Source organism: Caldibacillus debilis DSM 16016 (genome assembly GCF_000383875.1).
Classification (GTDB): Bacteria; Bacillota; Bacilli; order Bacillales; family Caldibacillaceae; genus Caldibacillus; species Caldibacillus debilis.
In genome coordinates, this window is the sequence record NZ_KB912916.1 from 67632 (window position 1) to 90839 (window position 23208).

Consider the following 23208-nt stretch of genomic DNA (forward strand, 5'->3'; position numbering starts at 1 on the left):
GGACTTCCTGGGCGGCTCTCCCACAAAACGTCGAACCCGAAGATGCTTCCGTTTTCCGTAAAAGGATCCGGGTCCTGGCCTTGCGGGCGGCCGTTTTCAAATGCCGTGCCCGATTCTGATAAACTAGAAATGACTTGAACAAAAAGACTTCCCATTGAAAAAGGAGCAGTTGCGGATGAACAACCGGGAAATGGTACAAAAGCTGTGGAATTTATGCAATATCCTCCGGGATGATGGCATTACCTACCATCAATACGTGACGGAGTTGACATACTTGCTTTTCCTGAAAATGATGAAGGAAACCGGGCAGGAATACATGATCCCGGAAAAATACCGCTGGGATTCGTTGGTGGAAAAGGACGGAGCGGAACTGAAGGGACATTACGCCCGGCTGCTGACGGATTTGGGAAAGGAAGAAAATCAACTTTTAAGGCAGATTTATCATGATGCCAAATCCAACATCCGGAAGCCGGAAAATTTGCGGAAAATCATCCAATCCATCAACCATTTGGATTGGTATAACGCGAAGCAGGAAGGGCTGGGCGACTTATATGAAGGTCTTTTGGAAAAAAATGCCAGCGAATTCAAGTCGGGAGCGGGCCAATATTTTACTCCCCGGGTCCTCGTGAACGTTATGGTCGAGCTGGTCGACCCCCAGCCCGGGGAACGTTGCCACGACCCGGCCGCGGGCACCTTCGGGTTTATGGTCGCCGCCGCCCGGCATGTGCGGGAGCAAACGGGACAATATTCCCGCTTATCCGATGAAGAAGTCAAGTTTCAAAAGTATCAGGCCTTTTCCGGAGTCGAACTCGTTCCCGACACCCACCGCCTGGCGGTCATGAATGCCCTGCTGCACGATATCCACGGAGAAATTGTGTTGGGGGACACCCTTTCGCCCCTCGGCGAAAGACTGAAAAATTTCGATGTGATCTTGACCAATCCGCCCTTCGGTACGAAAAAGGGGGGAGAGAGGGTGAAGCGCAACGATTTTACCTTCCAAACGGCGAACAAACAGCTCAATTTCCTCCAGCATGTCTACCGGGCATTAAAACCGGACGGGAAGGCCCGGGCCGCCGTCGTCGTCCCGGATAACGTTTTGTTCGAAGAGGGCATCGGTGCCGACATCCGCCGGGAATTGATGGAGATGTGCAATCTGCACACCATCTTGCGCCTGCCCACGGGCATTTTTTACGCCCCGGGGGTGAAGACGAACGTTTTATTTTTTACGAGGGGAGAAAAGGATACGGGCAACACGAAGGAGGTGTGGGTCTACGACCTGCGGACGGACATGCCTTCCTTCGGAAAACGGAATCCGTTGACAAGGGAGCATTTTACCGGGTTTATCCGGGCCTATACGGCCGAAGACCGCAGGCAGGTGAAAGATGAGCGCTGGAACGTGTTCACCCGGGAGGAAATCGCGAAAAACGGCGACAACCTGGACATCGGGCTCCTTTCCTTCGCCCCCCTTTACAACCCGGAAAAATTGCCGGACCCGATCGCCAAGTCGGAAGAGGCGGTGGAAAAGCTGGGCATGGCCATTTCTTTAATCAATGAAGTGATCGCCGAATTGAAGGCCGCCGAACAAAGGGGCAGGCGTTGAAAGAGGTTCGGCGCACGAGGCGGACCGGGAGAGTGAAACGAAATGCTCGGCTGCCCCGTAAATTCTTTTGCAACCCTCCGGGTCTTTTTCATCGGAAGGCCATTGATTCTTTCTTCAATCAGGAAAGATGCCGGGAAGGAGGTGCATACGATGGCGGAATGGTCCGCGCGACCGCGGATCAAAATACCGAAGACGAGAAGCGAACGGTTTGGGATCTGATCGGCGCCGTTTCGTATTTCGGATCCGTCCTGTTTTTGGTCGTTGTTTGGGAACTCCTCCCGGCGTCCGTCCCCGCCCATTTCAACGCGGCCGGGGAGGTCGACCGCTGGGGTTCCAAAGGGGAACTTCTCTTGTTGCCCATGATGGGGGCGTTTATCTTTTTCCTTCTCCATATTTTGGAAAAATTCCCCGAAATCCATAATTATCCGAGGCGATTCAATGAAAAAAATGCGGCCAGCTTTTACTTGGCCAGCCGGAAGATGATGAATCAAATCAAAAATATTTGTTTGGCCATTTTCGCATTCCTTCTGTTCGAATCGGCCTCCATCGCCTTGGGATGGCGGGACGGGATCGGCATATGGCTTTTGCCCATTATGACAGCCGCCTTACTTTTTCCGATCGTCATCGGGATTGTCAGGCAAAAAAGGATCAAGTAACTCCGGTTAGGGTGTTCGGGGGGGTTAAAAAAGATCGGGCTTTGCGGACGGTGATCATAAAAAGATCGACCGTCGGGGACCGGGGCGCCGGACTTGGATTCAGCGGATGATCGGCTCGGGGCGTTGCTGATTCCGATCACGGGACCGGGCGCCGATCCGGGCTCAGCGGCATCCCCTGGTTCCTTTTCAGGTCCCGCTTTTTTTGCCGGGAAAATGTGCGGGGATCCCTTTGGGTATCTGTACGATCGTCCCGGTTGATTTCCGTTCGGGGACCGGTCCCGCCCAAATTTTCCGGGGAACCGGCGGCATTTCCATATTGACTTTCCAAAGGGAACGATTATAATAAAAAATAAATTATGAATAATTTCACATCTTCAAAGACCATGAAGGGGAAAAGTAGGATTCGGCCATTTTTCCCAGAGAGCTTCGGCAGGTGGAAAGAAGCAAAAATGCGAATCCGAACAATGGCCCCGGAGTTGCGTGCTGAACGCGGCCGTTTTTTCGGCCGTCAGTAGGTTCCGACGAGCTCGGTACTCGTTACAACTACCGCAGTATGAAGGCGCGATGCCGCAAGCGTCGATGCCGTAGTACTGGCTGAGGCCGTCTTGCGCGAGCGGGCGGTGAAGTAAGGTGGTACCACGTGAGCCCAACCACGTCCTTATCGTTTGATAATGGCGTGGTTTTTTTATTCCGCGCAAAGCTCGGTCGCCCGCGGGGCATCCGGGCTTTTCCGGAGGGTTCAAAGATTTGTCGACAGCAGGAGGTGAAAGGGTGAACGGCTTATTGGTGCTGCAAACGGACTTCGGTTTGAGCGACGGAGCCGTATCGGCGATGTACGGGGTGGCCCTCGGCGTCAGCAGGGACATCCGGATCTTTGATCTGACCCACGACATTCCCCAGTACAATATTTGGGAGGCATCCTACCGGCTGTATCAGACCATCGCTTATTGGCCGGAAAATACCGTGTTCATTTCCGTGGTCGATCCGGGGGTCGGCACGGCAAGGAAAAGCATCGCCGTCCGGACGAAATCCAACCATGTGGTGGTGACCCCGGACAACGGAACGATTACCCATATCAAAAAATATATCGGCATCGAAGATGTCCGGCTGATCGATGAGCAGGTACACCGGCTGCCCGGTTCGGCCCATTCCTACACCTTCTACGGCCGGGATGTTTATGCCTATGTCGGTGCCAAGCTGGCTTCGGGAAAGATCGCTTTTCATGAAACCGGGCCGGAAATTTCGCCGGAGGAAGTGGTGGAATTGCCGGTTTCTGAGGCGGTCATCCAGGATGGTGCCGTGAAGGGAAACATCGACGTTTTGGACGTCCGCTTCGGAAATCTGTGGACGAACATCGACCGGAGCCTGTTTTTGCAGCTGGGTGCGCAATACGGGGATTTATTCGAGGTCACCATTGAAAATTCCACCAGGCAAGTCTATAAAAATATTATGACCTTCGGACGTTCCTTTGCGGACAGCCATTTGGGCGAGCCCTTGTTGTATGTGAATTCCCTCGATAAGATCGGCGTCGCCATCAATCAGGGATCCTTTGCGAAGGCCTATCATATCGAATCCGGCAACAAATGGAAGATCACGATCCGCAAGGTGGACGGGAAGAATTGCCAATGAAGATGCACTTATTTTAGTTTCATTATTCAAAAAATTTTTAATAAAAAATCGGAAAAGGAGTGGGAAAAATGAAAAAAGAAGCGTTGTCCGTGCGAACCATCGTTGCCATCGGCATCGGTGCCGCCGTGTTTGTGATTCTCGGCCGGTTTGCGTCCATCCCGACGGGGATCCCCAATTCGAACATTGAGGTCACCTATCCGTTTTTGGCCCTGATGGCCGTTGTCTTCGGGCCCGTGGCGGGCGGGCTGATCGGATTGATCGGCCATGCGCTGAAAGACCTGATTATGTACGGTTCCGTTTGGTGGAGCTGGGTTTTCGTCAGCTTCCTCGTCGGAATCCTGTTCGGGCTCGGCGGCAAGAGGATCGACGTCGCATCGGGCGAATTCGGCAGGAAACAGATCATTGCCTTCAACGTGACCCAAGTGGTTGCCCAAGCGATCGGCTGGTTTCTCGTGGCCCCCGTCCTGGATATCCTCATTTACGCGGAACCGGCCAACAAGGTTTTCGTGCAGGGGCTGACCGTGGGAATCACCGATATGGTCACCGTCGGGGTTCTCGGGACATTGCTGTTGGCCCTCTATGCGAAAACCCGTACGAAAAAGGGAAGCCTTGATGTGGAACAATAAGCACCGGAAACTCCAATGCGTTGCATAAATCCGTCCCTTGCATAAATCCGCCAATCGCATCAGGCTTGTTGTCGAACAACGGGCATCGGAAACAGTCCTTGCGATGGAAACCGCTTGATGCTTGAACAATAAGAATTCATGAAATGCCGGGGCTTTCTGGAAGGAAAGCCCCGGCGCAAAACGTCGCTTGCAGGAGTCAAAAATGAAAAAAAAAGTCATCGAATTTCAGAACTTCAGCTTTAAATACGAAAGCCAAAAACATCCGACGCTGAAAAACATCAATTTGACCATTTACGAAGGGGAAAAGGTGTTGATCGCCGGCCCTTCCGGATCGGGGAAAAGCACCCTCGGCCATTGCATCAACGGGCTGATCCCCTTTTCCTACAAAGGCGAGATCACGGGAAGTTTAAAAATTATGGGGAAGGAAACGAGGGAGGCCGGCCTTTTCGCTTTATCGAAGATGGTTGGCACCGTTTTGCAGGATCCGGACGGGCAGTTCATCGGTCTCACGGTCGGGGAGGACATCGCCTTCGCGCTGGAAAATGACTGTGTGCCGCAAGCGGAAATGCTGCCGATCGTGGAGGAAGCGGCGAAGCTGGTGGACATGGACGGGCATTTGCCGGCGTCCGTCCACCATTTGTCCGGCGGACAAAAGCAGCGGGTCGCATTGGCCGGGGTCATGGTGGACCAGGTCGGCATCCTGCTCTTCGACGAGCCTTTGGCCAATCTTGACCCGGCCACCGGCAAGCGTGCGATCGATTTGATCGATCAGATCCAGAAAGAGAAAAATTTGACGGTGCTGATCATCGAACATCGCCTGGAGGATGTGTTGTATCGTCCCGTCGACCGGGTCATCGTCATGAACGAAGGAACGATCGTTGCCGACATGGACCCGGATGAATTGCTGGCCGCCGACATTTTGGAAAGGGTCAACCTTCGGGAACCTTTGTATATTAAAGCCGCCAAATACGCCGGCTGCACGATTACGAAGGAAATGAGGCCGGCGGATCTTTCCCGGTTCCGGGCGGATACCTGCCGCGAACCGCTTGCCCGCTGGCTGGAAGAGGTGAACGTGGAAAGGCCGGCCTCCGGCAAACCGCCGATCTTGGAACTGGAGCACCTTTCCTTTTCCTACGGGCCCGATGCGGAAACGATCCGTGACGTTTCCTTTGCCGTCCATGAAGGGGAAATGGTCAGCATCGTCGGGAAGAACGGCGCGGGCAAATCGACGGTCGCCAAATGTATCTGCGGGTTCGAAAAACCGGCGTCGGGACGGATTTTGTACCGCGGAAGGGATATTACCGACGAAACGATTGCGGAACGATCGTCCAAGATCGGCATGGTCCTGCAAAACCCGAACCATATGATTTCCAAGCATCTGATTTTCGACGAGGTCGCCCTCGGCCTGTACGCCCGGGGGCTGCCGGAAGGGGAAATCAGGGACCGGGTGGAGCAGACCTTGAAAATTTGCGGATTGTATCCCTACCGCCATTGGCCGATCTCCGCCCTGAGCTTCGGGCAAAAAAAGCGGGTGACGATCGCTTCGATCCTGGTCCTGCAGCCGGAGATCCTCATCCTGGACGAGCCGACGGCCGGCCAGGATTTCCGGCGTTATACCGATATCATGGAATTTTTGGTTCATTTGAACCGGCAAGGGGTCACGATTTTAATGATTACCCATGATATGCACCTGATGCTCGAATACACCGACCGGGCCATCGTCCTTGCCGATGGGAGAAAGATCGCCGACGACAGATGCGTGAACATCCTCGCCGACGAGAAGCTGATGGCGCAGGCTAATTTAAAAGAAACCTCCCTTTTTGAACTGGCGAAAAAAGCCGGCTTGCCGGATCCGGCCAAATTGGTGGAACGGTTTATCGCTTACGACAGGGAGGTGAGGGGTCATGGCCAGCGAAATGCTGTCGTATATTGACCGGCCGTCTCCCGTCCACCGGCTGACCGGCGCCGCCAAATTGCTCTGTTTTCTTTTGTGGTCCAGCGCGGCGATGTTGACCTACGATACCCGGGTGCTCCTTTTTTTGTTTGCCATGGCCATCGTGATTTTCCGGATTTCTAGGATAAAATGGAAGGAAGTCTCCTTTGTCCTGATTTTCATTTTGGTGTTTTTGCTCATCAACAATATCGCCATCTACCTATTTTCCCCGCAGGAAGGGGTAAAGATCTATGGTACGCGCCATGTGCTGCTGGAACTGGGCGGAAGGTACGACGTGACCGCGGAACAGCTGTTTTACCAATTCAATATTACCTTGAAATATTTCACCGTGATCCCCGCCGCCCTCCTTTTCATGGTAACGACCCACCCGAGCGAATTCGCCGCCTCTTTGAACCGGATCGGGGTCAGCTACCGGATCGCCTATGCCGTTTCCCTCGCGCTCCGGTATATTCCGGACATCCAAAGGGAATTTCGCAACATCTCCAGGGCCCAGCAGGCGCGGGGACTGGATATGTCCAAAAAGGAGAAGCTCCACCGGCGGCTGAAAAACGCCTTTTCCATCCTGGCGCCCCTCGTCCTTTCCAGCATCGACCGGATCGAGACGATCACCAACGCCATGGAGCTTCGCGGTTTCGGGAAAAAGAAGAGGAGGACCTGGTACAGCGCCCGCCCCTTTCACAAGAGGGATTTCCTGGCCGTTTTCCTGTTCGCCCTGATCTTCCTCGCGTCCGTTCTCATCACCTTCCATGACGGCAGGCGGTTTTACAATCCCTTTCTTCCGTAAATCCCTGTCCGCCGGAAAATCTTGATCCCGGTCATTTCCAGGCGGCGGGGGCCCGCCTTATCGAGGGCAGCCGTTTCCGGCGGACTTTTCCGACTGTTGCGCCGCGGCGGTTTGCTAGTTTTCCATGAAAATTCCGCCGGTGCGCGGCGTCCGTTTGAAATTTTTAATGGGGTATTCGGATGATCTGGTGGGCATTTCGGTTTATTATCTTCAAATCGTGCTTTTTCTGTACGCTTGCGTACATGTCCATCCATCATTCGAAATCTCACGATCCGCCTGCAGGACGTGGTCTTTGTTACTTGCTTTTTCTGTGGCCGAAGACCCGGTTCAAATTTCGACAGACATGATAAACATTCAATGGATGGATCACAAGATGTTCGGATTGGGAGAAGGCTTCCCTGAACTTTTCTGCGGTATATCCCGCGCCGCCATCGTTTATGGTCACTGCCAGGGCTTTTTCAAAGACGGGGAAAAGTCACCGTGTAAATAGGAATTGAATTGATCGCTGATCGTTTCTTTCCACTTTCCAACCTTCGGGCGGTATTTGACCAAGTCTTCATGTTTGGGTAAAATCCTGCTTCCGGTCCAGGGAACACAGCCTTCCGGAAATGGAAGAGCTTTGCGCCCGCTTCCTTTTACACAATTTCTTGGACTTCATCCTGTATTTTCTCCTTGATAACCGACGGCAGCTCGGTAAAAACCCTCACCAATGCATCCGCAAAACAACGGTACATAAACCGCAATATTTTTTCTATCGTTTTCATCAGATTCGCGGAATCCTTCAGGGGTGCGTAATATTATAAGATAAGGCGCCTCCCTCTGTTAGAGGTTATCTATTGACATCTAAAGGATAGGGAGCCTTCTCATCTTTTGGCTAGTAGATGGATGGATCCGATCCCTAGGAAAATTTTTCACATACTTCTACTCCCGCTCCGTCCTGTGGGGAAAGGTCCTTTGTCCGGCCCGTTGCGGCGACTGCGGTAATGGGGAAACGGGCAAAAAAAGGCGGGAATCCGTTCCCGCCCTGTTAAGGGACAGTCCTGGCGAGTGCCGGTCATTTCGATTTTCTCGTATGGAACCACAATTCGATGAGCAATTCAAAGGCAACGGCCAGCACGATGGCGATCCAGGCATATTTTATGGAAAAGATCATCCAGATGAGGGCGAAGGCGGCGATGGCGATGATCCAAAGGGCGCCGGACAAGAGCCCCCTTGCGGTCAGGTATTCGGGATTGCTGTATTTTTGGGCATAGGATTCGGCATAGCGTTCCATCAAGATTTTTTGTTCTTCCGCCACCCAAGGTTTATGCCGCTTCTTCTCCGTCAACAGGAGAAAACCGAGCACGCAGGCGGCCGGAATGACAAAGGGAATCAATGTGCCGATCGCGGCGAAGGACGGGACATGGTTGGATAAATATTCCGTTATCGACGCGTTCAGGCCGAAGAGAAGGGTTCCGCCGGCCAGGGCGTACAAGAGCGCCCGTTTCCAGGGCATCGGATAATTTCTTTTCGTTTCCTGGGTAAGGCCCAGGAAAATAAAGGCGGATCCTGAAATGACAAGGAAGGGCATCAGGGACGATACGCCGATAAAGATTTTCCCCGTCGCAAAGTAAGCGGTCAAGGCGGAGACGATCCCGAAGAAGAGGATGCCGCCGGCCGTCACATAGCCCAAGGCATGTTTCCAATCCACCTTTGTCCCTGGTTCAATATACATCTTTCCGATTACCTCCTTGCGTTTTTCTTTACTGATTTCATCGGCGATGGCCGTGATGTTGCCCAGCTCTCCGACCGCCTTTGTAAAGGCTTCGTCCTCGTTCATTCCGCTCTTTTTCAGATCCTCGATCCGTTCCATCAAATTGGAAATGATTTCTTCTTTGAAATCCCGCAATTCGGGCGTTTCCTCGTAACCTTTAAACAAATCTTCGATATAGGCATGAATATCGGTTTTCATCCCTGTTCCTCCCCTAATAATTTGTTCAAGATTTTTTTGGTAAATTCCCAGTCGGCCTTGTTCTGGTAATATTGCTGCCTGCCCTTTTCGGTGATCCGGTAATATTTGCGCCTGCCCCCCTGGGTTTCGTCGCCCCAATAGGCGATAATGCAGCCTTCCTTTTCCAAACGTTTATAACTGGAGTAAAGGGTCGCTTCCTTCAGCTCGTAAAGCCCTTCGGTTTTCTCCAGGATCGTTTTATAAATTTCATACCCGTAATGATCGCCCTGCATTAAAATGCTTAAAACGATCGTGTCCGTATGCCCCCGCAACAAGTCGGCCGAAATCTTACCATTCATGTGGACACCTCCTGGATCAAGTACTATTTTAGGTGAATTATTTTCATAATCATATTACTATATCTGTCATAGTAATGCAACAAAAAAAGTAGTTGAAGTAAAAAATATGCTTTCCGGCAATCCTTTGGCACAGAACGGGCATACCCGCCGCCAGCTTTTTCGCAAGGGCAGGAGAAAATGGCAGGAAGCCGATGTCCGAAAGGGGGAGGAGAAGAAAGGACAGGAACGGGAAGAATCGGAAGGGAAGATCCCTTCCGCTGTGGGAGGAGACAGAAGATCCGCTTATGGTAAAACTCAATCCGAAGGTTCCTGCAAAAATTGCATTCTTTCGTTAAACAACGCGGGATAGGATAAATACCCAAGCAAAAGGCTGGTAATCACGGCCGTCGTCAGCAAAAGGAACAAAATCAAGAGCTGGAACTGCACCGCCTGCACGGGGCTTGCCCCCGCGATGATTTGCCCGCTCATCGTCCCGGGCAGCTGGACGAGCCCGATCGTTTTCTGGCTTTCGATGGTGGGGATGGTGCTTGCCTTTATGGAAGCGAGGAGCGGCTGATGGATGGCCTGTTTCGGCGTCCCGCCCAAGGAGAGGATCAATTCCGTTTCCTCCTGCCGGCCCTTTACTTCGGCGGTGAACCGGTTGAGAAACAATATGGCCAACACCATGGAGTTGCCGATCACCATCCCCGAGATCGGGATGATATATTGGGCGGAGGCCGGCGTAATGCGGAATCCGATCAAAATGCCCTGGGTCAAAACTTCGATGAAGACGAAGGTCACCGTTAATTTCCAGCCGATGCCCCTGATGGACGCCCCTTTTTTCCGGGCGTTTTGAACGGCGGCGGCGATCATCAGCGTCAGCATGAGCAAGATGTAAAGAAAATGCTCCGAGTCGAAAACGAACTGCAAAATGTATCCGACCAAAAGAAGCTGGATGATGGAGCGTATAACGGCAACGACCATGTCCCTTTCCAAATCCAGTTGAAAGGTTTTGGCTAAAAGGAGCGGGATCAGGACAAAAATCAGGGCGAGCGACAAGGTTAGAACGTTCAATCCTCTTCCCCCTTCACAAACCGTTTGACCCTTTCGTCGGCGGGCGATCGCAGGAGAGAGATCTCCCCGCTTGCAGCGAGTTCCCCGTCCATCAGGACCCAAGTATAGTTGCCGATGCGGATCGCCTGTTCCAAAGCGTGGGTAATCCAAAGGATGGTTGTGCCGAATTCCCCGTTGATCCGGAGAATCAATTCCTCGATGTCTTGGGTGGAAACCGGGTCGAGGGATGATGTGATCTCATCCAACAGCAAAATTTCCGGGCGATTGACAAGGGTGCGGGCGATGGAAACTTTTTGCCGCTGCCCGCCGGACAGTTCTTTGGCCGGATGATGCAAAAATCGGCTCTCCAGTCCGACAAGGTCCATCCATTGAAAAGCTTCCCGTTCGGAAAGCCGTTTCCCTTGCAGTTTTTTCGGGAGTTCCAAATTATCCATCACCGTTCCGTCCACCATCGGGGCGTTCTGCATAGCGATCCCGACTTTTCTTCGCAATTCCGGCGGATCGTAATCGGCAATGGGTTTTTCGTTTACATAGATCTCGCCGGAATCCGGCGGCCGCAATCCGTTGCACAAGCGGAACAAAGTGGATTTTCCCGCCCCCGACGGGCCGACGACGGCGGTGATTTTCCCTTTCGGGAAGATGCCGGTGATATTTTTTAAAATCGGGACTCCGGAGGCGGAATAGTTGACGCGGTGAAATCTGAGGGCAGGGACGAGTGGGTCAGGCAACACGATCACATCCTCTGAGCTGGTTTTTATTTATATGAAAGGATTTCCGCCAAACCCGGCCGACGGTGGAAATTGGCCAAGGGACCGGGAATGGTTCTTGAAAAGTTGTCCTCCTCCATTGTACCAGCAATCCGATTCCCGGTGAAATGGACGGATCGGAAACGCCCGGGGTTCCCGACCCGGGGAAGAGTGGGGCGCTTGTCGGGTCGGGGAACGTTGACCGCGGGTAGCCACTTTGCAACGATTTAAGACGCCTGTAGTTTCAAATTTTGGGATTGGTTGCCGGTTGGATACTGGAACAAACGGTAATGATCTATAAAGGTTTCCGCCTCTCCCGCATCGCCCGCAGTGGTGAGGAGATTTTAAAAGAATATCAAGAAGGTTTCGCAATGAATACTTATCCAACAGCTTTCTTTGTAAAAAATCTAAAATTTGAACTTGGTAGTAAAGGCGCTATTGGTCACAAGAGAGCCGGTGGCTGCTTGAGTCATGCGGGATGGCTTTGATCGGGCAAGGAACCGCCGGCAGTTGGAACGGGGAAAAGGAAGGGGAGATCTCCTGACTGTTCCGCCGGCAGAACATTTTTTTCCTTCCAGCGGAAGCTGATGACGGCTTTCCAGGGGAAGGTTTTTCAAGGATGGCAGACGGGCGGACCGGTTGAAACCCACCGGAATCCATCGGGTTCTTTTTTGGGAGGCGAATTTGTATATTTCAAATAAAGATTCCTTTCGACCCGAACGATCCTGTCCCGGAACTGGTTCGATGCCCTGCCCGGAGGAACAAATCTCCGGATTTGTTCCAACAAAATTAGTCAGCAAATCGCAAAGCCGGCGGAAGTTCGCAGGGCGGAAAACTTCAAATTTTATCAGAATGGAAAGGATAATGGAAAATTTTGAAGAATTTCAATAAGAAAGCGAAGGATAAGGAGAATCGGATGAAATTAACCGTGAAGAGGCTCTTGGCCTATGGACTGGATTTTGTACTGTTGGCTTCCGTATTGGTTTCACTGCAATGGACGCTTTACCTGGTGACGGGGGGGTTTCCTTTCGTCCGCTTTGACGCCGGGCATGAAATCGAACTTTGGGTACTGTTGACCTTTTCGCTGCCGGTGTGGGGGTATTTTATCTGGTGTGAAGGAAAAAAGCAGCAAACCGCCGGCAAGTTCTTCCTTCGACTGAAGGTGGTAAATGCCGGCGGGGCGAAGATCCGTTGGCGGCAGGCGTTCCTCCGTACTTTGATCCGCCTCCTTCCGTGGGAATTGACCCATCTGATCATTCTCGTTCCGGAACCGTGGTGGACGGTTGAGGTTCCGGAAAATGAAATTTGGATATGGGTGCCCAATGTTCTGATGGCCGCCTCCATCGCAGTCTTATTTGTGTCGAAAGGAAAAAAAGGAATCCATGATTTTGCGGCGAAAACGACGGTGGTTTCAGCCGGCGGGGCCCGGGGATAAACAAACATCCCCCTCCGTATTTTGAAAAATACGTGGCATTACCCCATGAGTAAAAAAGCGACCTGCACCGTTCCCGGCGGCGGGCTGCCCCAGGCGGGAATTTTTCAAGCCGGGGAGTTTAGGGTTTCCTTCCTCTTTAAGAAAAAGCGGCGCAGGGAAAAGGCGCGGGGAGAGGAGGATGATGGAAAAGGCCGGATGTCTTGGTCCGGCGGGAAAGAGACATGCTTGATGAACATGCTATCTTTTGCGAAGCCGGGAACGGGGGGTTCCTCCCTTGGCGGACAGATGGTTCTTATCCCGGCAAGTCCCGCAAGTACGACGGGTTGAAAGAACGGGAGGAACGGATGATTCGCCCGCACCGCTTCCCCGCACCCGCCGGAGAAAAGGGGCGCCGGATTTTCGGGCAAAAACCGACGGAAGGAATGAATAAGAAACATGAAAGTATACAATGTCATCTTCCCGATTTGGCTGATCATTTTTTTGCCGCCGGTGATCATCGTAACGCTGATCGGCAATTTCCTGATCGATTCCCTGGTGGTTGTCGCCTGTTTCCATGCCTTCAGGCTGGCGAGTCCGTCCATGGATTTAAAAACCTTTTATAAAAAAAGCATTGTCAAGGTTTGGTTATTCGGCTTTTTGGCGGATTTCATCGGGGCCGCCCTCTTGCTTTTGACCGGCCTGGCGGGGGAAGCCGTCCTGCAGCTGTCCGATGATTTGCTGGAGGGCATCTTTTACGATCCTTACAGCCATCCTGCCGCCTTGGTCATCCTCTTTGCCTGCACCCTCCTGTCCGGGTTCTTTATCTTTCTGTTCAATTACCGCCTCACTTTTCGAAAATTGATCGAAGATCAAAAGACCCGGTTCAAAGTGGCGCTTGTCCTGGCCATAACGACGTTGCCCTGGACATTCCTTTTGCCGACGAAATGGTTTTATTGACGGGAAAATCCCTTCTTTTATCGGACGAACCCGGCCTGCATCCGCAGGAGGCCGGGTTCGCGCTTTCTGAAAGGGGGGAGGCGGCAAGCGCGGCTCTCCCCCTCCTTTTTATTCTTCTTTTAAATGGACGATAAAGGTTTCCGGCCCGGTCGGTTTCCGGCTTCCTCCCTTCGGTTCGAGGCTCGCCTTGATCAATTTGAAATCCTTCACGTCTTCCCCTTTAATAAAAATCCGGGAAGAGCCGTTGTCGATCGTCAGGAGTTCCCCCTTGATTTCGTCATTGGTATAAATGATCCACAATTGATAATCCCTCGTGCTGAAGACGTCCAGCCCGTTGATCTCCATGAGCATTTCCCGCGTCGTGTCGTTCAGCCAGATCATCCCGTTCATATCTTCAAAATCGGATAAGGGCTGAATGGGGAACCGTTTGGTGTTCGGATTGTGGATGATCCGCTGGACCGGGACTTCTTCATTTTGGACGATTTGGTAATGATCGCTTTCCCGGGGAGAATCAAAGGTGAGCTTCGAAAAAACCGCGGCGATCACGGTGAGGCTCGCCAATCCGGCGGTCAGTCCGAAAATGGGCCGGAACGTTTTGCTTTTCCTCTTTTCCGCCTTCATCCAGATCCGCTCTTTATGGGCCGGGGAGGGCCGGCGATATTCGGCGGTTTTTTCGATCCCCAACCCGCGCCAGCTGTTCAAAAGTTCCCGGCATTCCGCGCACCGGTCCAGATGGCCGGCAATGGCTTCCCTTTCCTTTTCCGGCAATGTTCCCAAAATCCATTCAACCATCTTCGTTTCGGGGACATGATTAGATTTCATGCTTATTCCCACCCCCGCCGGGCTCGATCCAATTCAAGATTTCCTTCTGCTTCCGCAAATTGTTTAATCCGTAACGGATCAGGGATTTGATCGAACCGAGAGGCTTTTGCATCCTGTCGGCGATTTCCCTTTGGGCCTCCCCCTGGAAATAGAAACGGATGATTGCTTCCCGCTGCTGGGCGGGGATATGATTTAAGGCATCGAGGAGAATGTTTTTTTCCAACTGGTGCAGGAAATGGAATTCCGCCCCCTTGTCTTCCTTCAACGCCGCTTCTTCCAACCGGCTGATCAGAAGCGCCCGTTTCTTCCGCAGCCGGTCCAAGGCCCTGCTTTTTGTTTTTACGGCAAGGAAGGCTTCGATGCTTCCCCTTTTCGGATTAAATTGTTTCGGTTTTTGCAGGATTTCCAGGAACACATCCTGGCTGATGTCTTCGGCTTCCGCTTCGTCTCCCACGATCCGGAGGGCGATGTGATAAATGAAAGGACCGTATTTTTCATAAAAACGGTCAAAGGAACTTCGGGAGCCTTCGGCGATCTCCTGCAGTAACCGGACGTCTTCCCGGCTGTCTTTCATCGGCCTCCCCCCGCTTCCCGTTTTTACTTAAAATTTTATAATTTTTTCCGCGAAAAACAAATCCATTTTGCTTTTTCCGGCGTACAAAAAATGAAAAAGGCCAAGGAGGAGAGTGCGCATGTATCGGAAACTCGTCGCAGGATTCATCGCGATCGTCCTTCTTCTATTTCCCTTCTTCACCTTGCCTGCGTCTGCCGCAAGCAATGTCGTTCTCTTTACTCCCTATACCGGCCTTTCGGTCACGCCGGGCGAGACGATTGACTATACCGTCAATGTCATCAACAACGGCTCGGCGATTCAAAACTTGACCTTCTCCTTTGAAAACTTGCCGAAGGGCTGGCGCACGTCCATCGTAGCCGGCGGCAGGGACATCAGGCAGCTGTCCGTCCGGGGCGGAAAGGAAGAAGAAATCAATGTGGAAGTGACCGTCCCCTTGGAAGTGGACAAGGGGGATTACCGTTTCCGGCTGGTGGCGAGAGGAGAAGGGGGGACTTCGGAACTCCCTTTGCTGGTGACGGTAACGGAACAGGGATCTTTTAAAACGGAGCTGACGTCGGAACAGGCCAACCTGGAAGGGCATGCCGATTCCAGCTTTACGTATGATGTCACCTTGAAGAACCGCACCGCCAAAGCGCAGAACTATGCCTTAAGTTCATCGGCGGGAAAGGGCTGGCAAGTCACCTTCAAATCCGGCAGCGACACGATCACCTCGGTCAAATTGGAACCGAATGAATCCAAGGACATTACCGTCGACGTAAAACCGCCGGAAGACGTGGAAGCCGGGACGTACAAAATCCCGATCAAAGCCCAAACGAGCGACACTTCCGCCGAATTGAACCTGGAGGCGGTCATCACCGGGACGTATAAGATGGAATTGACGACGCCTACCGGAAACTTAAGCACGGATATTACCGCGGGCCGTGAAAAAGTGGTGGATCTTGTCATCAAAAACACGGGAAGCGCGCCGCTGACGGATATCAGCATCACCGCAGAGGCCCCGCCCAATTGGGAAACGGAATTCGACCAAAGCACGATCGCCCAATTGAATCCGGGGGATTCAAAGACGATCAAGGCAAGAATTAAAGCATCGGACGAGGCGATTGCCGGTGACTACGTCGTAAACTTTACGGCAAAAACGCCGGAAACCTCATCGGAAGCCGTTTTCCGGGTCTCGGTAAAGACTTCGACCCTTTGGGGAATCGTGGCCGTCCTGATCATTCTCGGTGTGGCGGGAGGTCTATATTATCTGGTCAAAAAATACGGGAGGAGATAAAAATGGCCGCGCCTGCCGTCATCGAGCTGAAACAGATCTGCAAAAAATATGAGGATCAATATGCCGTCGACCATTTGTCTCTTTCCATCAAAAAAGGAGAAATCTTCGGCCTCCTCGGTCCCAACGGCGCCGGGAAAACGACCACGATTTTGATGATGCTCGGGCTCAGCGAGCCGACTTCCGGCTCCGTCCGGGTCTGCGGCATCGATCCGGTGCGGCATCCGATCGAAGTGAAAAGGAAAGTGGGGTATTTGCCCGATGATGTCGGGTTTTACCACCAGATGACCGGCCTGGAAAATTTGCTGTACACCGCCGCTTTGAACGGCATTCCGAGGGAAGTGGCCGAAAAGCGGGCCGCCGATTTGCTTGAAAAGGTGAATCTGACCGATGCGGCGAACAAAAAAACGGGCAAGTATTCCCGGGGAATGAGGCAGCGGCTCGGTCTGGCCGACGTTTTAATGAAAAATCCGGAAGTGATCATCCTCGATGAACCGACGTTGGGCATCGACCCGGAAGGGGTGCGGGAATTTTTGCAGCTGATCCGGGATTTGAGCCGGAAGGAGGGGATCACCGTCCTCTTGTCTTCCCATCAATTGCATCAGGTGCAGCAGATCTGCGACCGGGTCGGCATCTTCGTGAAAGGGAAGCTGCTGGCGGAAGGGAACACGGAAAGCTTGGCCCAAAAACTGTTTCTGCAGGATGCCTTCGTTATCCACGTGATCGCTTCGCCGCTGGATGAAGCCCTCGTGAAAAAAATTGAGGGCATCCCGGACGTCAACAAGGTGGAACGGACGGATAACCGTTTGGAGGTTTACTGCAAGACCGATGTGAGCGCGGAAATCAGCAGGACGGTTGTCGAATCCGGGGCATCCCTTGCCCATATCAGCAGGCGGGATTTCGGCCTCGACGAAATTTACCACCGTTATTTTGAAGGGCGTGATCCGCATGAGACTCGATAATTGGGTAAACCGTGCGAAGGCTTTCTTCCCGGAGACGGGGAGATGGGCGGAACGGTTGAAGGAGATCCTCCCCGCCAAAAAAGGAGCGGGAGGGACAAACAGCATCTTCTTTGCCGTGGTCAGGAAGGAATTTACCGATTACCTGACCAGCTGGCGCATCATCATCCTGATGGGGATCATCCTGCTCACCTGTTTCGGTTCCCTCTACACGGCGGTGACGACGATTCAGGATGCCTTGGATTCTTCCAAAGACGCCGAGGAGATCGCGAGAAGTTCCTATCTGTTTTTAAAATTGTTCACCGTCTCGGACGGGACATTGCCCTCTTTCATCACCTTCGTCGGTTTTTTGGGGCCGCTCTTGGGCATCGCCCTCGGGTTTGACGCCATCAACTCGGAACGGAACCGGGGGACGCTGAGCCGGCTGATGGCCCAGCCGATCCCGCGGGATTATGTCATCAACGGCAAGTTTACCGCGGCGCTATTGTTGAATATCGTGCTGTTTCTCTCCCTCGGCCTGTTGGTGACCGCTTTCGGCATCCTGATTTTGGGCATTCCGCCCACCTTCGAAGAGTTCGCCCGTATCCTTTGTTTCCTGGTGTTATGCATCGTTTACATCGCCTTCTGGCTGAATCTGGGCATCCTGTTTTCCGTGACTTTCCGGCAGGCGGCGACTTCGGCTTTGTCGGCGATCGCCGTGTGGCTCTTCTTCAACGTGTTTTATTCGATGATCATCGAGGTGTTCGCCAAATCCTTTTTAGCCTCGGAATCGATCACTTCACTGCAGCAGGCGATCGGCAGGCAGGAATTCGTCTTGAATTTGATGCGGCTTTCCCCCAGCTATTTGTTCAACGAATCGACGACGACCCTGCTTTCGCCGAACATCCGGAGCCTGAGCGTATTAACGGTGGAGCAGACGGCCGGGGCGGTTGCCAGCCCCCTTCCCTTCTCCCAAAGCCTGCTGCTCATTTGGCCTCAGGTGACCGGGCTCATCGCCGCCACTTTGATCTGCTTTGCCATCGCCTACGTATTGTTCATGAGACAGGAAATCCGGGCCCACGGATGAGCGGGATGTTTCGGCCGGGAGGACCGGCGGGAATGGTTCCCGCTTTTTTTTTTGCCTTGGGAAAAGGGGGTTATCCTCCGAAAAGGGATCCTTTTTTCCGCATTTTGCCATGTATCCTCCCTCATTCGGCTCCGCTGGGGACAAAGAAACGAAAGTTCCGGCCGTCACGTACAATCCGCATCCTCTATGGCGCAAATGATTTTCATTGAGAATGATTTAGGTTTCCGGGAAAGATGGATGCCCGTTCATTCTCAATAGATTGAGAATGAACGGGCATTCGGTTTTTTTCTTTTTTGATATAAAAGGAAAGGAAGGGGAAAGAAACCCGTGATTCCGTAAGATATCATCTTGTCATGGCAATTTCTCCAAATTGTAACAAATTTGTCAGATCGTCCGGTTGAACAGCAATAACTATTTATTTAGAATTATAACTGACAAAAAATTATTTTAATCTAGGGGAGGATTGATGATGTTTAAACGTGTCAACCGTTTGCCCATTGAACTTCCCAAGCCGGAACATGCCGATCCGAACGCGGCCAGCGCCGTGCAAGAGCTCCTCGGCGGACGCTTCGGGGAAATGTCCACCTTGAATAACTACATGTTCCAATCCTTCGCTTTCCGCAACAAGGAAAAACTGAAACCCTACTATCATTTGGTGGCCAGCATTACCGCGGAAGAAGTGGGCCATGTGGAATTGGTTGCCAACACGATCAATCTTCTTTTGACCGGCTCGACCAAGCCCGGGGATCCGGATGAAGCTCCTTTGAAAGCCGGGAAAGATGCCCGCAATACTTACCATTTCATCGATACCGCCCAGACGGCGAAACCTTGGGATTCGATGGGGAAGGCATGGACGGGGGATTATGTGTTCAACAGCGGGAATTTGCTTCTTGACCTGCTTCATAACTTTTTCCTCGAAATCGGCGCCCGCACCCACAAAATGCGGGTGTACGAAATGACGGACAACCCGGTCGCCCGCGAAATGATCGGTTACCTGTTGGTTCGCGGCGGCGTGCACACCCTCGCCTATGCGAAAGCGATCGAAACGATTACGGGCATTGATCTGACCAAGATGCTTCCCGTTCCCAGCCTGGATAATTCCAAATTCGATGTTGCCCGCAAATACGAAGAACAAGGCATGCACCGCAGATTATATACATTCAGCGATAAGGATTATGAACAAATTGCCCTGATCTGGAAAGGAAACCATCCGCAGGACGGAAAACCGCTGGAAGCCATCCAAGGCATGCCGGAAGGCCATCCCGTGCCGGATCTGCCTGCGGTGGACGAAGAGTTCGCGCCGGGAATTTCGGCGGAAGATTTCAATGAAATCTTCAAACGCTTGAAGGATGCCGCCAACATCAAATAAAAAACAGATGATTTTCTAAAGCGGATGATTGCCGCCGCGGGGAACGCCGAATCTTTCCCCGCGGCTTTTTCTGTCCGAGGAACCGCCGGAAAGAAGGATTCGCGTTGGGCTTCGGAATCCGGGTGCCTTCCCTTCCTTGCGGCGGACAAGGAGGGAGAAAGCCTTTTCCCTGCCTTTCCGGCAATAGGGGGGAGGATTTTCCGGCATGTTTTTCCGTCGTCCCGCCGGCGATCCCCGGAACTCCCTCGACGGGGCCGCACAGGAAACGGTCCGTTCCTCCGTCCGGGATGGAATCTCTTTCCGAAGCAGCTGCCGCGGGACTGGAATGGGCTGCCGGAAAAGAAAAGCAGGGCCGAAGGCGAAAGAAAATCCCTTTGAAAACGATCGGACGGGGCGTGCGCCCCGTCCGTCTATTTTTTCCGCTTAATCTCTTCATATTTTTGGAACCATTCCGGGAAAATCTTCCCGAATGCGACCGGCCGGAAATCGGTTTTTCTCACCACGATATGGGTCGTCGTGCCTTCCGCGCAAACTTCCCCGTCGCCGTTGACGATTTGGAAACCGTAAGTCGTCCTCGTCCGCAGATTTTCTTCCACCCAGGTTTTGACGAAAACCCGGTCCCCGTATTTAATCGCTTTTTTATATGTAATGTTCAAGTTGTAAACCGGTGCGTAATAACCGGCCTTTTCCAGATCCAAATAATTGAAGCCGACGTCTTCGATCAACTTCGTCCGGCCGATCTCGAGCCATTTCACATAATTTCCGTGATAGATCACCCCCATCATATCCGTATCCGCATAAGTGACTTGAACCTCCGCTGTCGCCACGTACATTTCGCGCTCTCCTCTTCCGTTGGTTTTCACAAGAATAGTATACGCTTCCTTCGATTTCATTCCAACGGATCGGAAGGGATTCCAATTTCATTTGCAGAATTTCGGCCGCTGTTCAATAATAATAGTAAGCTGGTTTCATAGACGGAGCCTTGTAAGAAATGGAAAAAATGAAGACGAGGGTGGGGAAGATGAAACGAATACTGGATTGTACCGCATCCGATTTTCAAAAAATGGGCGGGAAGGAATTGCGGCAGGCCATCGCCGCGGCGGAAGGGCGGACCGTCCTCGCCGAAGTGGTCTGTACCGTTCCCCCGATCTATCCGAGTGTGACCAACGCGGAATTGGCGGCTGCCTTCGGAGCGGATCTCATTTTATTGAATGTGTTCGACGTGGATCATCCGGAGGTCTTCGGCTTGGAAACGAAAGGGGAGGAAACGGTCCGCCAATTGAAAAAATTGGTGGGGCGTCCCGTCGGAATCAATCTTGAACCGGTGGATCCGAATGCCGAACGCCTGGAAGCGCTTTACGAACTGCCCCAGGGAAGGAGGGCGGTGGAGGCGTCGCTCGTGAAAGCGAAACAATTGGGGGTTGACTTCGTTTGCCTCACCGGGAATCCGAAAACGGGGGTGACGAACCGGGCGATCGTCGAGTCGGTGAAGACGGCCAAGAAGATTTTCGGCGAGGAAGGATTGGTCATCGCCGGAAAGATGCACGGGGCCGGAGTAAAAGGGGAAAGCGGCGGCTCCATCGTCGATGAAGAAACGGTCGCCTCCTTTGTGGACGCGGGCGCGGATGTCGTCCTCATTCCCGGCGTCGGAACCGTTCCCGGAACCACGCTGGAAAAACAGGAGAAATTGATTCAAACCATTCATGAAAAGGGTGCGCTGGCCCTGACCGCCATCGGCACGAGCCAGGAAGGGGCGGGAAAGGAGACGGTCTCGCAAATGGCCCTCTATAACAAAATGGCCGGCGCGGATATTCATCATATCGGGGATGCGGGGATCTTCGGCATCGCCGATCCGGAAAATATCATGGCCTATTCCATCGCCATCAGGGGCAGAAGGCATACCTATGTCCGCATGGCGGCATCCGTGTTGAGATAAGGGGGATCCCCTTTCCGAAAAAACGTACGGAGGTTTTTGGCGGAGCGGAACCGGGCGGGCGGACACCCGGTTCCGCTCCTTTTTTATCCCTGGGGAACCGACGGATCCGTAAAATCTTTTGAAAAATGATGCCCCCCGCCTCCATGAAGGCCCTTCCGGATGAAGAATTTTCGGGCAGGATCGTCGGGAACTTCGTTCAATCTGCCCGCGCAGCCGAAGGGAAGGCCGGCCGGGTGCGTTGGCGGTCCAAGCGTTTTTTTTTGCCCACCCATCGAGGGTTCTCCCTTCTAATCCGAAGGTGCCGCCCGGATCAGGGAGCGGCGGTTTCGGAAGGCTTCAAGCCTTTTTCGTAAGGCTTCAGCAATTGATAGACAAATTGAATATAAGGCAGTTTTGCCTTCTTCCTTTCCGCCATCCGCAAAGCGGCGCCGTGGAGGTGATCCAGTTCCAAGGGCAGCCCTTTTTTCTTGTCCCGGTGCATGGAAGAAGTCCCTTCCTCCGGCAGCGCTTGGAATATTTGCTCCGTTTTTTCCACCTGTTCCTCGGTGAGGGGAACTTGGTACAAATTGGCCAATCGTTTCATTTCCTTGACGATTTGGCGGGCGATCTCCAGCGTTTCCGGATGGGAGCGGATGATGCCGATGGGCAAATCGGCGGCGGACGTCACCCCCGAGAAGGCCGTGATAAACATGTACTTTTCCCATATGGCCGTTTCAATCGCATCGGTTTTTATGGCGGTGAAGGACGCCGGCCGGAAAAGGTCCTCCACTTGCGCGCAAAAATCTTCTTGGGATGGAGCCAGCGGACCGAATAGGAGCGCATCTTGGGGGTTGGCGTGAATGACGTGTCCGTGCTCATCCAAGGATGCCATGATATAGGACAGGCCCCCCAACACGTTTTCCTTTCCCAACTCTTTTTGCAACACTTCATAATGTTCGACGCCGTTTAAAATCGGTAAAACCTTTCCGCCCTTTTTCACCAGTTCCTTCAATGCGGGCAAGGCATCCCGCAGATGATAGCCTTTGACGGCCAGCAAAACGAGGTCCGCTTTTCCGATCTCTTCGGTTCGGGTGGCAAAGGGGACTTCGGTGAAAGCGGCATCCCCGTTCGGCGAATGGATGGCCAATCCGAATCTTTTCAGTTTTTCCGCCCGTTTTTCCCGGACGAAGAAGACGGCATCCCGGCCGCTTTCCAAAAGCCTGCCCCCGTAATAGGCGCCGAGGGCGCCCGCTCCGAAAATGACGATTTTCAACTTGCAACCCCCCGTAAATGTTGGATATTTTTAGTATAAAACAAATATTATAAATTTTTAACATCATAATTTTTCAACTAGCGGCGGCGGGAGAATCGCTGCCGTACGCCGGCTGCAAACGGGAAGGGGGCGGGACGGATTTTTTGAGCCGGGAAAACGAGCAACGGATGGGAACGGCTGGATGCGGGGATGCGGGCGCGTGGATCAAGGACGGGTTTTAAACGGAAAACAAGGCGTTTGCGTTTTTGCCGT

21 protein-coding genes, 1 pseudogene and 1 other annotated feature are annotated in these 23208 nt (G+C 52.7%); of the genes and pseudogenes, 14 read left to right on the forward strand and 8 right to left on the reverse strand.

Annotation, left to right across the window (positions count from 1 at the left end):
- Positions 1 to 175: 175 nt before the first annotated feature.
- The 6 genes and pseudogenes from A3EQ_RS0118395 (at position 176) to A3EQ_RS0118430 (ending at position 7249) form a co-directional block, all read left to right on the forward strand.
- Positions 176 to 1600 (forward strand): type I restriction-modification system subunit M, encoded by a 1425-nt coding sequence (locus A3EQ_RS0118395; protein WP_026500072.1) that lies wholly within the window; start codon positions 176 to 178, stop codon positions 1598 to 1600.
- A 150-nt stretch (positions 1601 to 1750) separates the two neighbouring features.
- Positions 1751 to 2256 (forward strand): annotated as a pseudogene (locus A3EQ_RS0118400) (DUF1648 domain-containing protein).
- A gap of 374 nt (positions 2257 to 2630) precedes the next feature.
- Positions 2631 to 2919: a binding site (T-box leader), on the forward strand.
- A gap of 108 nt (positions 2920 to 3027) precedes the next feature.
- Positions 3028 to 3885: an SAM hydrolase/SAM-dependent halogenase family protein gene (locus tag A3EQ_RS0118415; RefSeq protein WP_020156615.1), complete on the forward strand. Its 858-nt coding sequence runs from the start codon at positions 3028 to 3030 to the stop codon at positions 3883 to 3885.
- A gap of 68 nt (positions 3886 to 3953) precedes the next feature.
- The gene (locus A3EQ_RS0118420; RefSeq protein ID WP_020156616.1) at positions 3954 to 4511 is read left to right on the forward strand and encodes an ECF-type riboflavin transporter substrate-binding protein; all 558 of its coding nucleotides are present in this window, start codon (positions 3954 to 3956) and stop codon (positions 4509 to 4511) included.
- 202 nt (positions 4512 to 4713) lie between these two features.
- Positions 4714 to 6444 carry an ABC transporter ATP-binding protein gene (locus A3EQ_RS0118425; RefSeq protein ID WP_020156617.1) on the forward strand — a complete coding sequence of 577 codons (1731 nt, stop codon included), beginning with the start codon at positions 4714 to 4716 and terminating at the stop codon, positions 6442 to 6444.
- Positions 6416 to 7249 (forward strand): energy-coupling factor transporter transmembrane component T family protein, encoded by an 834-nt coding sequence (locus A3EQ_RS0118430; protein WP_020156618.1) that lies wholly within the window; start codon positions 6416 to 6418, stop codon positions 7247 to 7249. The genes A3EQ_RS0118425 and A3EQ_RS0118430 overlap by 29 nt, the downstream gene beginning before the upstream one ends.
- 1054 nt (positions 7250 to 8303) lie before the next feature.
- On the opposite strand, the gene A3EQ_RS0118445 is transcribed toward A3EQ_RS0118430, so the two are convergent.
- The 4 genes from A3EQ_RS0118445 to A3EQ_RS0118460 all read right to left on the reverse strand — a co-directional run bounded on the left by A3EQ_RS0118445 (position 8304) and on the right by A3EQ_RS0118460 (position 11322).
- Entirely contained in the window at positions 8304 to 9200 is an 897-nt protein-coding gene (locus A3EQ_RS0118445) for a permease prefix domain 1-containing protein (protein ID WP_020156621.1), read from the reverse strand.
- Positions 9197 to 9538: a PadR family transcriptional regulator gene (locus A3EQ_RS0118450; RefSeq protein WP_020156622.1), complete on the reverse strand. Its 342-nt coding sequence runs from the start codon at positions 9536 to 9538 to the stop codon at positions 9197 to 9199. Before A3EQ_RS0118450 ends, A3EQ_RS0118445 begins: the two co-directional genes overlap by 4 nt.
- A 294-nt stretch (positions 9539 to 9832) precedes the next feature.
- A complete protein-coding gene (locus A3EQ_RS0118455) occupies positions 9833 to 10591 on the reverse strand; it encodes an ABC transporter permease (RefSeq protein ID WP_020156623.1) in 759 nt (252 codons plus the stop codon).
- The gene (locus tag A3EQ_RS0118460; RefSeq protein WP_020156624.1) at positions 10588 to 11322 is read right to left on the reverse strand and encodes an ABC transporter ATP-binding protein; all 735 of its coding nucleotides are present in this window, start codon (positions 11320 to 11322) and stop codon (positions 10588 to 10590) included. The genes A3EQ_RS0118455 and A3EQ_RS0118460 overlap by 4 nt, the downstream gene beginning before the upstream one ends.
- A gap of 305 nt (positions 11323 to 11627) precedes the next feature.
- Here A3EQ_RS0118460 and A3EQ_RS22645 point away from each other — a divergent pair, with 305 nt between their 5' ends.
- The 3 genes from A3EQ_RS22645 to A3EQ_RS0118485 all read left to right on the forward strand — a co-directional run bounded on the left by A3EQ_RS22645 (position 11628) and on the right by A3EQ_RS0118485 (position 13708).
- On the forward strand, positions 11628 to 11825 hold the full coding sequence (locus A3EQ_RS22645) for a hypothetical protein (protein WP_154652920.1): 198 nt from the start codon (positions 11628 to 11630) through the stop codon (positions 11823 to 11825).
- A gap of 428 nt (positions 11826 to 12253) precedes the next feature.
- A complete protein-coding gene (locus A3EQ_RS0118475; protein ID WP_040369666.1) occupies positions 12254 to 12772 on the forward strand; it encodes an RDD family protein in 519 nt (172 codons plus the stop codon).
- 435 nt (positions 12773 to 13207) lie between these two features.
- Positions 13208 to 13708 carry a hypothetical protein gene (locus tag A3EQ_RS0118485; RefSeq protein WP_020156629.1) on the forward strand — a complete coding sequence of 167 codons (501 nt, stop codon included), beginning with the start codon at positions 13208 to 13210 and terminating at the stop codon, positions 13706 to 13708.
- 108 nt (positions 13709 to 13816) lie between these two features.
- Here A3EQ_RS0118485 and A3EQ_RS0118490 read toward each other — a convergent pair whose 3' ends face one another.
- Entirely contained in the window at positions 13817 to 14530 is a 714-nt protein-coding gene (locus A3EQ_RS0118490; RefSeq protein ID WP_020156630.1) for an anti-sigma factor domain-containing protein, read from the reverse strand.
- Positions 14520 to 15104, reverse strand: a complete 585-nt coding sequence (locus A3EQ_RS0118495) for an RNA polymerase sigma factor (protein ID WP_020156631.1) — start codon at positions 15102 to 15104, stop codon at positions 14520 to 14522. Before A3EQ_RS0118495 ends, A3EQ_RS0118490 begins: the two co-directional genes overlap by 11 nt.
- A gap of 118 nt (positions 15105 to 15222) precedes the next feature.
- Here A3EQ_RS0118495 and A3EQ_RS0118505 point away from each other — a divergent pair, with 118 nt between their 5' ends.
- The 4 genes from A3EQ_RS0118505 to A3EQ_RS0118525 all read left to right on the forward strand — a co-directional run bounded on the left by A3EQ_RS0118505 (position 15223) and on the right by A3EQ_RS0118525 (position 19768).
- Positions 15223 to 16377: a COG1470 family protein gene (locus A3EQ_RS0118505; protein WP_020156633.1), complete on the forward strand. Its 1155-nt coding sequence runs from the start codon at positions 15223 to 15225 to the stop codon at positions 16375 to 16377.
- Positions 16378 to 16379: 2 nt separating this feature from the next.
- Complete coding sequence (locus A3EQ_RS0118510; protein WP_020156634.1) at positions 16380 to 17336, forward strand: ABC transporter ATP-binding protein; 957 nt, start codon at positions 16380 to 16382, stop codon at positions 17334 to 17336.
- Complete coding sequence (locus tag A3EQ_RS0118515) at positions 17323 to 18399, forward strand: ABC transporter permease (protein WP_020156635.1); 1077 nt, start codon at positions 17323 to 17325, stop codon at positions 18397 to 18399. The genes A3EQ_RS0118510 and A3EQ_RS0118515 overlap by 14 nt, the downstream gene beginning before the upstream one ends.
- A gap of 469 nt (positions 18400 to 18868) precedes the next feature.
- Positions 18869 to 19768, forward strand: coding sequence for a manganese catalase family protein (locus A3EQ_RS0118525; protein WP_020156637.1), 900 nt, complete (start codon positions 18869 to 18871; stop codon positions 19766 to 19768).
- A gap of 410 nt (positions 19769 to 20178) precedes the next feature.
- Here the strand turns inward: A3EQ_RS0118525 and A3EQ_RS0118535 are convergent, their stop codons facing one another.
- Positions 20179 to 20601 carry an acyl-CoA thioesterase gene (locus tag A3EQ_RS0118535; protein WP_020156639.1) on the reverse strand — a complete coding sequence of 141 codons (423 nt, stop codon included), beginning with the start codon at positions 20599 to 20601 and terminating at the stop codon, positions 20179 to 20181.
- A 188-nt stretch (positions 20602 to 20789) separates the two neighbouring features.
- Between A3EQ_RS0118535 and A3EQ_RS0118540 the strand changes: the two genes are divergently transcribed.
- The gene (locus A3EQ_RS0118540) at positions 20790 to 21704 is read left to right on the forward strand and encodes a DUF7916 family protein (protein ID WP_026500076.1); all 915 of its coding nucleotides are present in this window, start codon (positions 20790 to 20792) and stop codon (positions 21702 to 21704) included.
- Positions 21705 to 22014: 310 nt separating this feature from the next.
- Here the strand turns inward: A3EQ_RS0118540 and A3EQ_RS0118555 are convergent, their stop codons facing one another.
- On the reverse strand, positions 22015 to 22956 hold the full coding sequence (locus tag A3EQ_RS0118555; protein ID WP_020156642.1) for a ketopantoate reductase family protein: 942 nt from the start codon (positions 22954 to 22956) through the stop codon (positions 22015 to 22017).
- Positions 22957 to 23208: the final 252 nt, after the last annotated feature.

Excerpts from the sequence above, each read along its gene's own strand:
- A3EQ_RS0118395 (WP_026500072.1), top strand. The coding sequence starts at position 176 with ATGAACAACCGGGAAATGGTACAAAAGCTGTGGAATTTATGCAATATC.
- A3EQ_RS0118420 (WP_020156616.1), top strand. The coding sequence starts at position 3,954 with ATGAAAAAAGAAGCGTTGTCCGTGCGAACCATCGTTGCCATCGGCATC.
- A3EQ_RS0118425 (WP_020156617.1), top strand. The coding sequence starts at position 4,714 with ATGAAAAAAAAAGTCATCGAATTTCAGAACTTCAGCTTTAAATACGAA.
- A3EQ_RS0118430 (WP_020156618.1), top strand. The coding sequence starts at position 6,416 with ATGGCCAGCGAAATGCTGTCGTATATTGACCGGCCGTCTCCCGTCCAC.
- A3EQ_RS0118445 (WP_020156621.1), bottom strand. The coding sequence starts at position 9,200 with ATGAAAACCGATATTCATGCCTATATCGAAGATTTGTTTAAAGGTTAC.
- A3EQ_RS0118450 (WP_020156622.1), bottom strand. The coding sequence starts at position 9,538 with ATGAATGGTAAGATTTCGGCCGACTTGTTGCGGGGGCATACGGACACG.
- A3EQ_RS22645 (WP_154652920.1), top strand. The coding sequence starts at position 11,628 with ATGATCTATAAAGGTTTCCGCCTCTCCCGCATCGCCCGCAGTGGTGAG.
- A3EQ_RS0118475 (WP_040369666.1), top strand. The coding sequence starts at position 12,254 with ATGAAATTAACCGTGAAGAGGCTCTTGGCCTATGGACTGGATTTTGTA.
- A3EQ_RS0118485 (WP_020156629.1), top strand. The coding sequence starts at position 13,208 with ATGAAAGTATACAATGTCATCTTCCCGATTTGGCTGATCATTTTTTTG.
- A3EQ_RS0118490 (WP_020156630.1), bottom strand. The coding sequence starts at position 14,530 with ATGAAATCTAATCATGTCCCCGAAACGAAGATGGTTGAATGGATTTTG.
- A3EQ_RS0118495 (WP_020156631.1), bottom strand. The coding sequence starts at position 15,104 with ATGAAAGACAGCCGGGAAGACGTCCGGTTACTGCAGGAGATCGCCGAA.
- A3EQ_RS0118505 (WP_020156633.1), top strand. The coding sequence starts at position 15,223 with ATGTATCGGAAACTCGTCGCAGGATTCATCGCGATCGTCCTTCTTCTA.
- A3EQ_RS0118510 (WP_020156634.1), top strand. The coding sequence starts at position 16,380 with ATGGCCGCGCCTGCCGTCATCGAGCTGAAACAGATCTGCAAAAAATAT.
- A3EQ_RS0118515 (WP_020156635.1), top strand. The coding sequence starts at position 17,323 with ATGAGACTCGATAATTGGGTAAACCGTGCGAAGGCTTTCTTCCCGGAG.
- A3EQ_RS0118525 (WP_020156637.1), top strand. The coding sequence starts at position 18,869 with ATGTTTAAACGTGTCAACCGTTTGCCCATTGAACTTCCCAAGCCGGAA.
- A3EQ_RS0118535 (WP_020156639.1), bottom strand. The coding sequence starts at position 20,601 with ATGTACGTGGCGACAGCGGAGGTTCAAGTCACTTATGCGGATACGGAT.
- A3EQ_RS0118540 (WP_026500076.1), top strand. The coding sequence starts at position 20,790 with ATGAAACGAATACTGGATTGTACCGCATCCGATTTTCAAAAAATGGGC.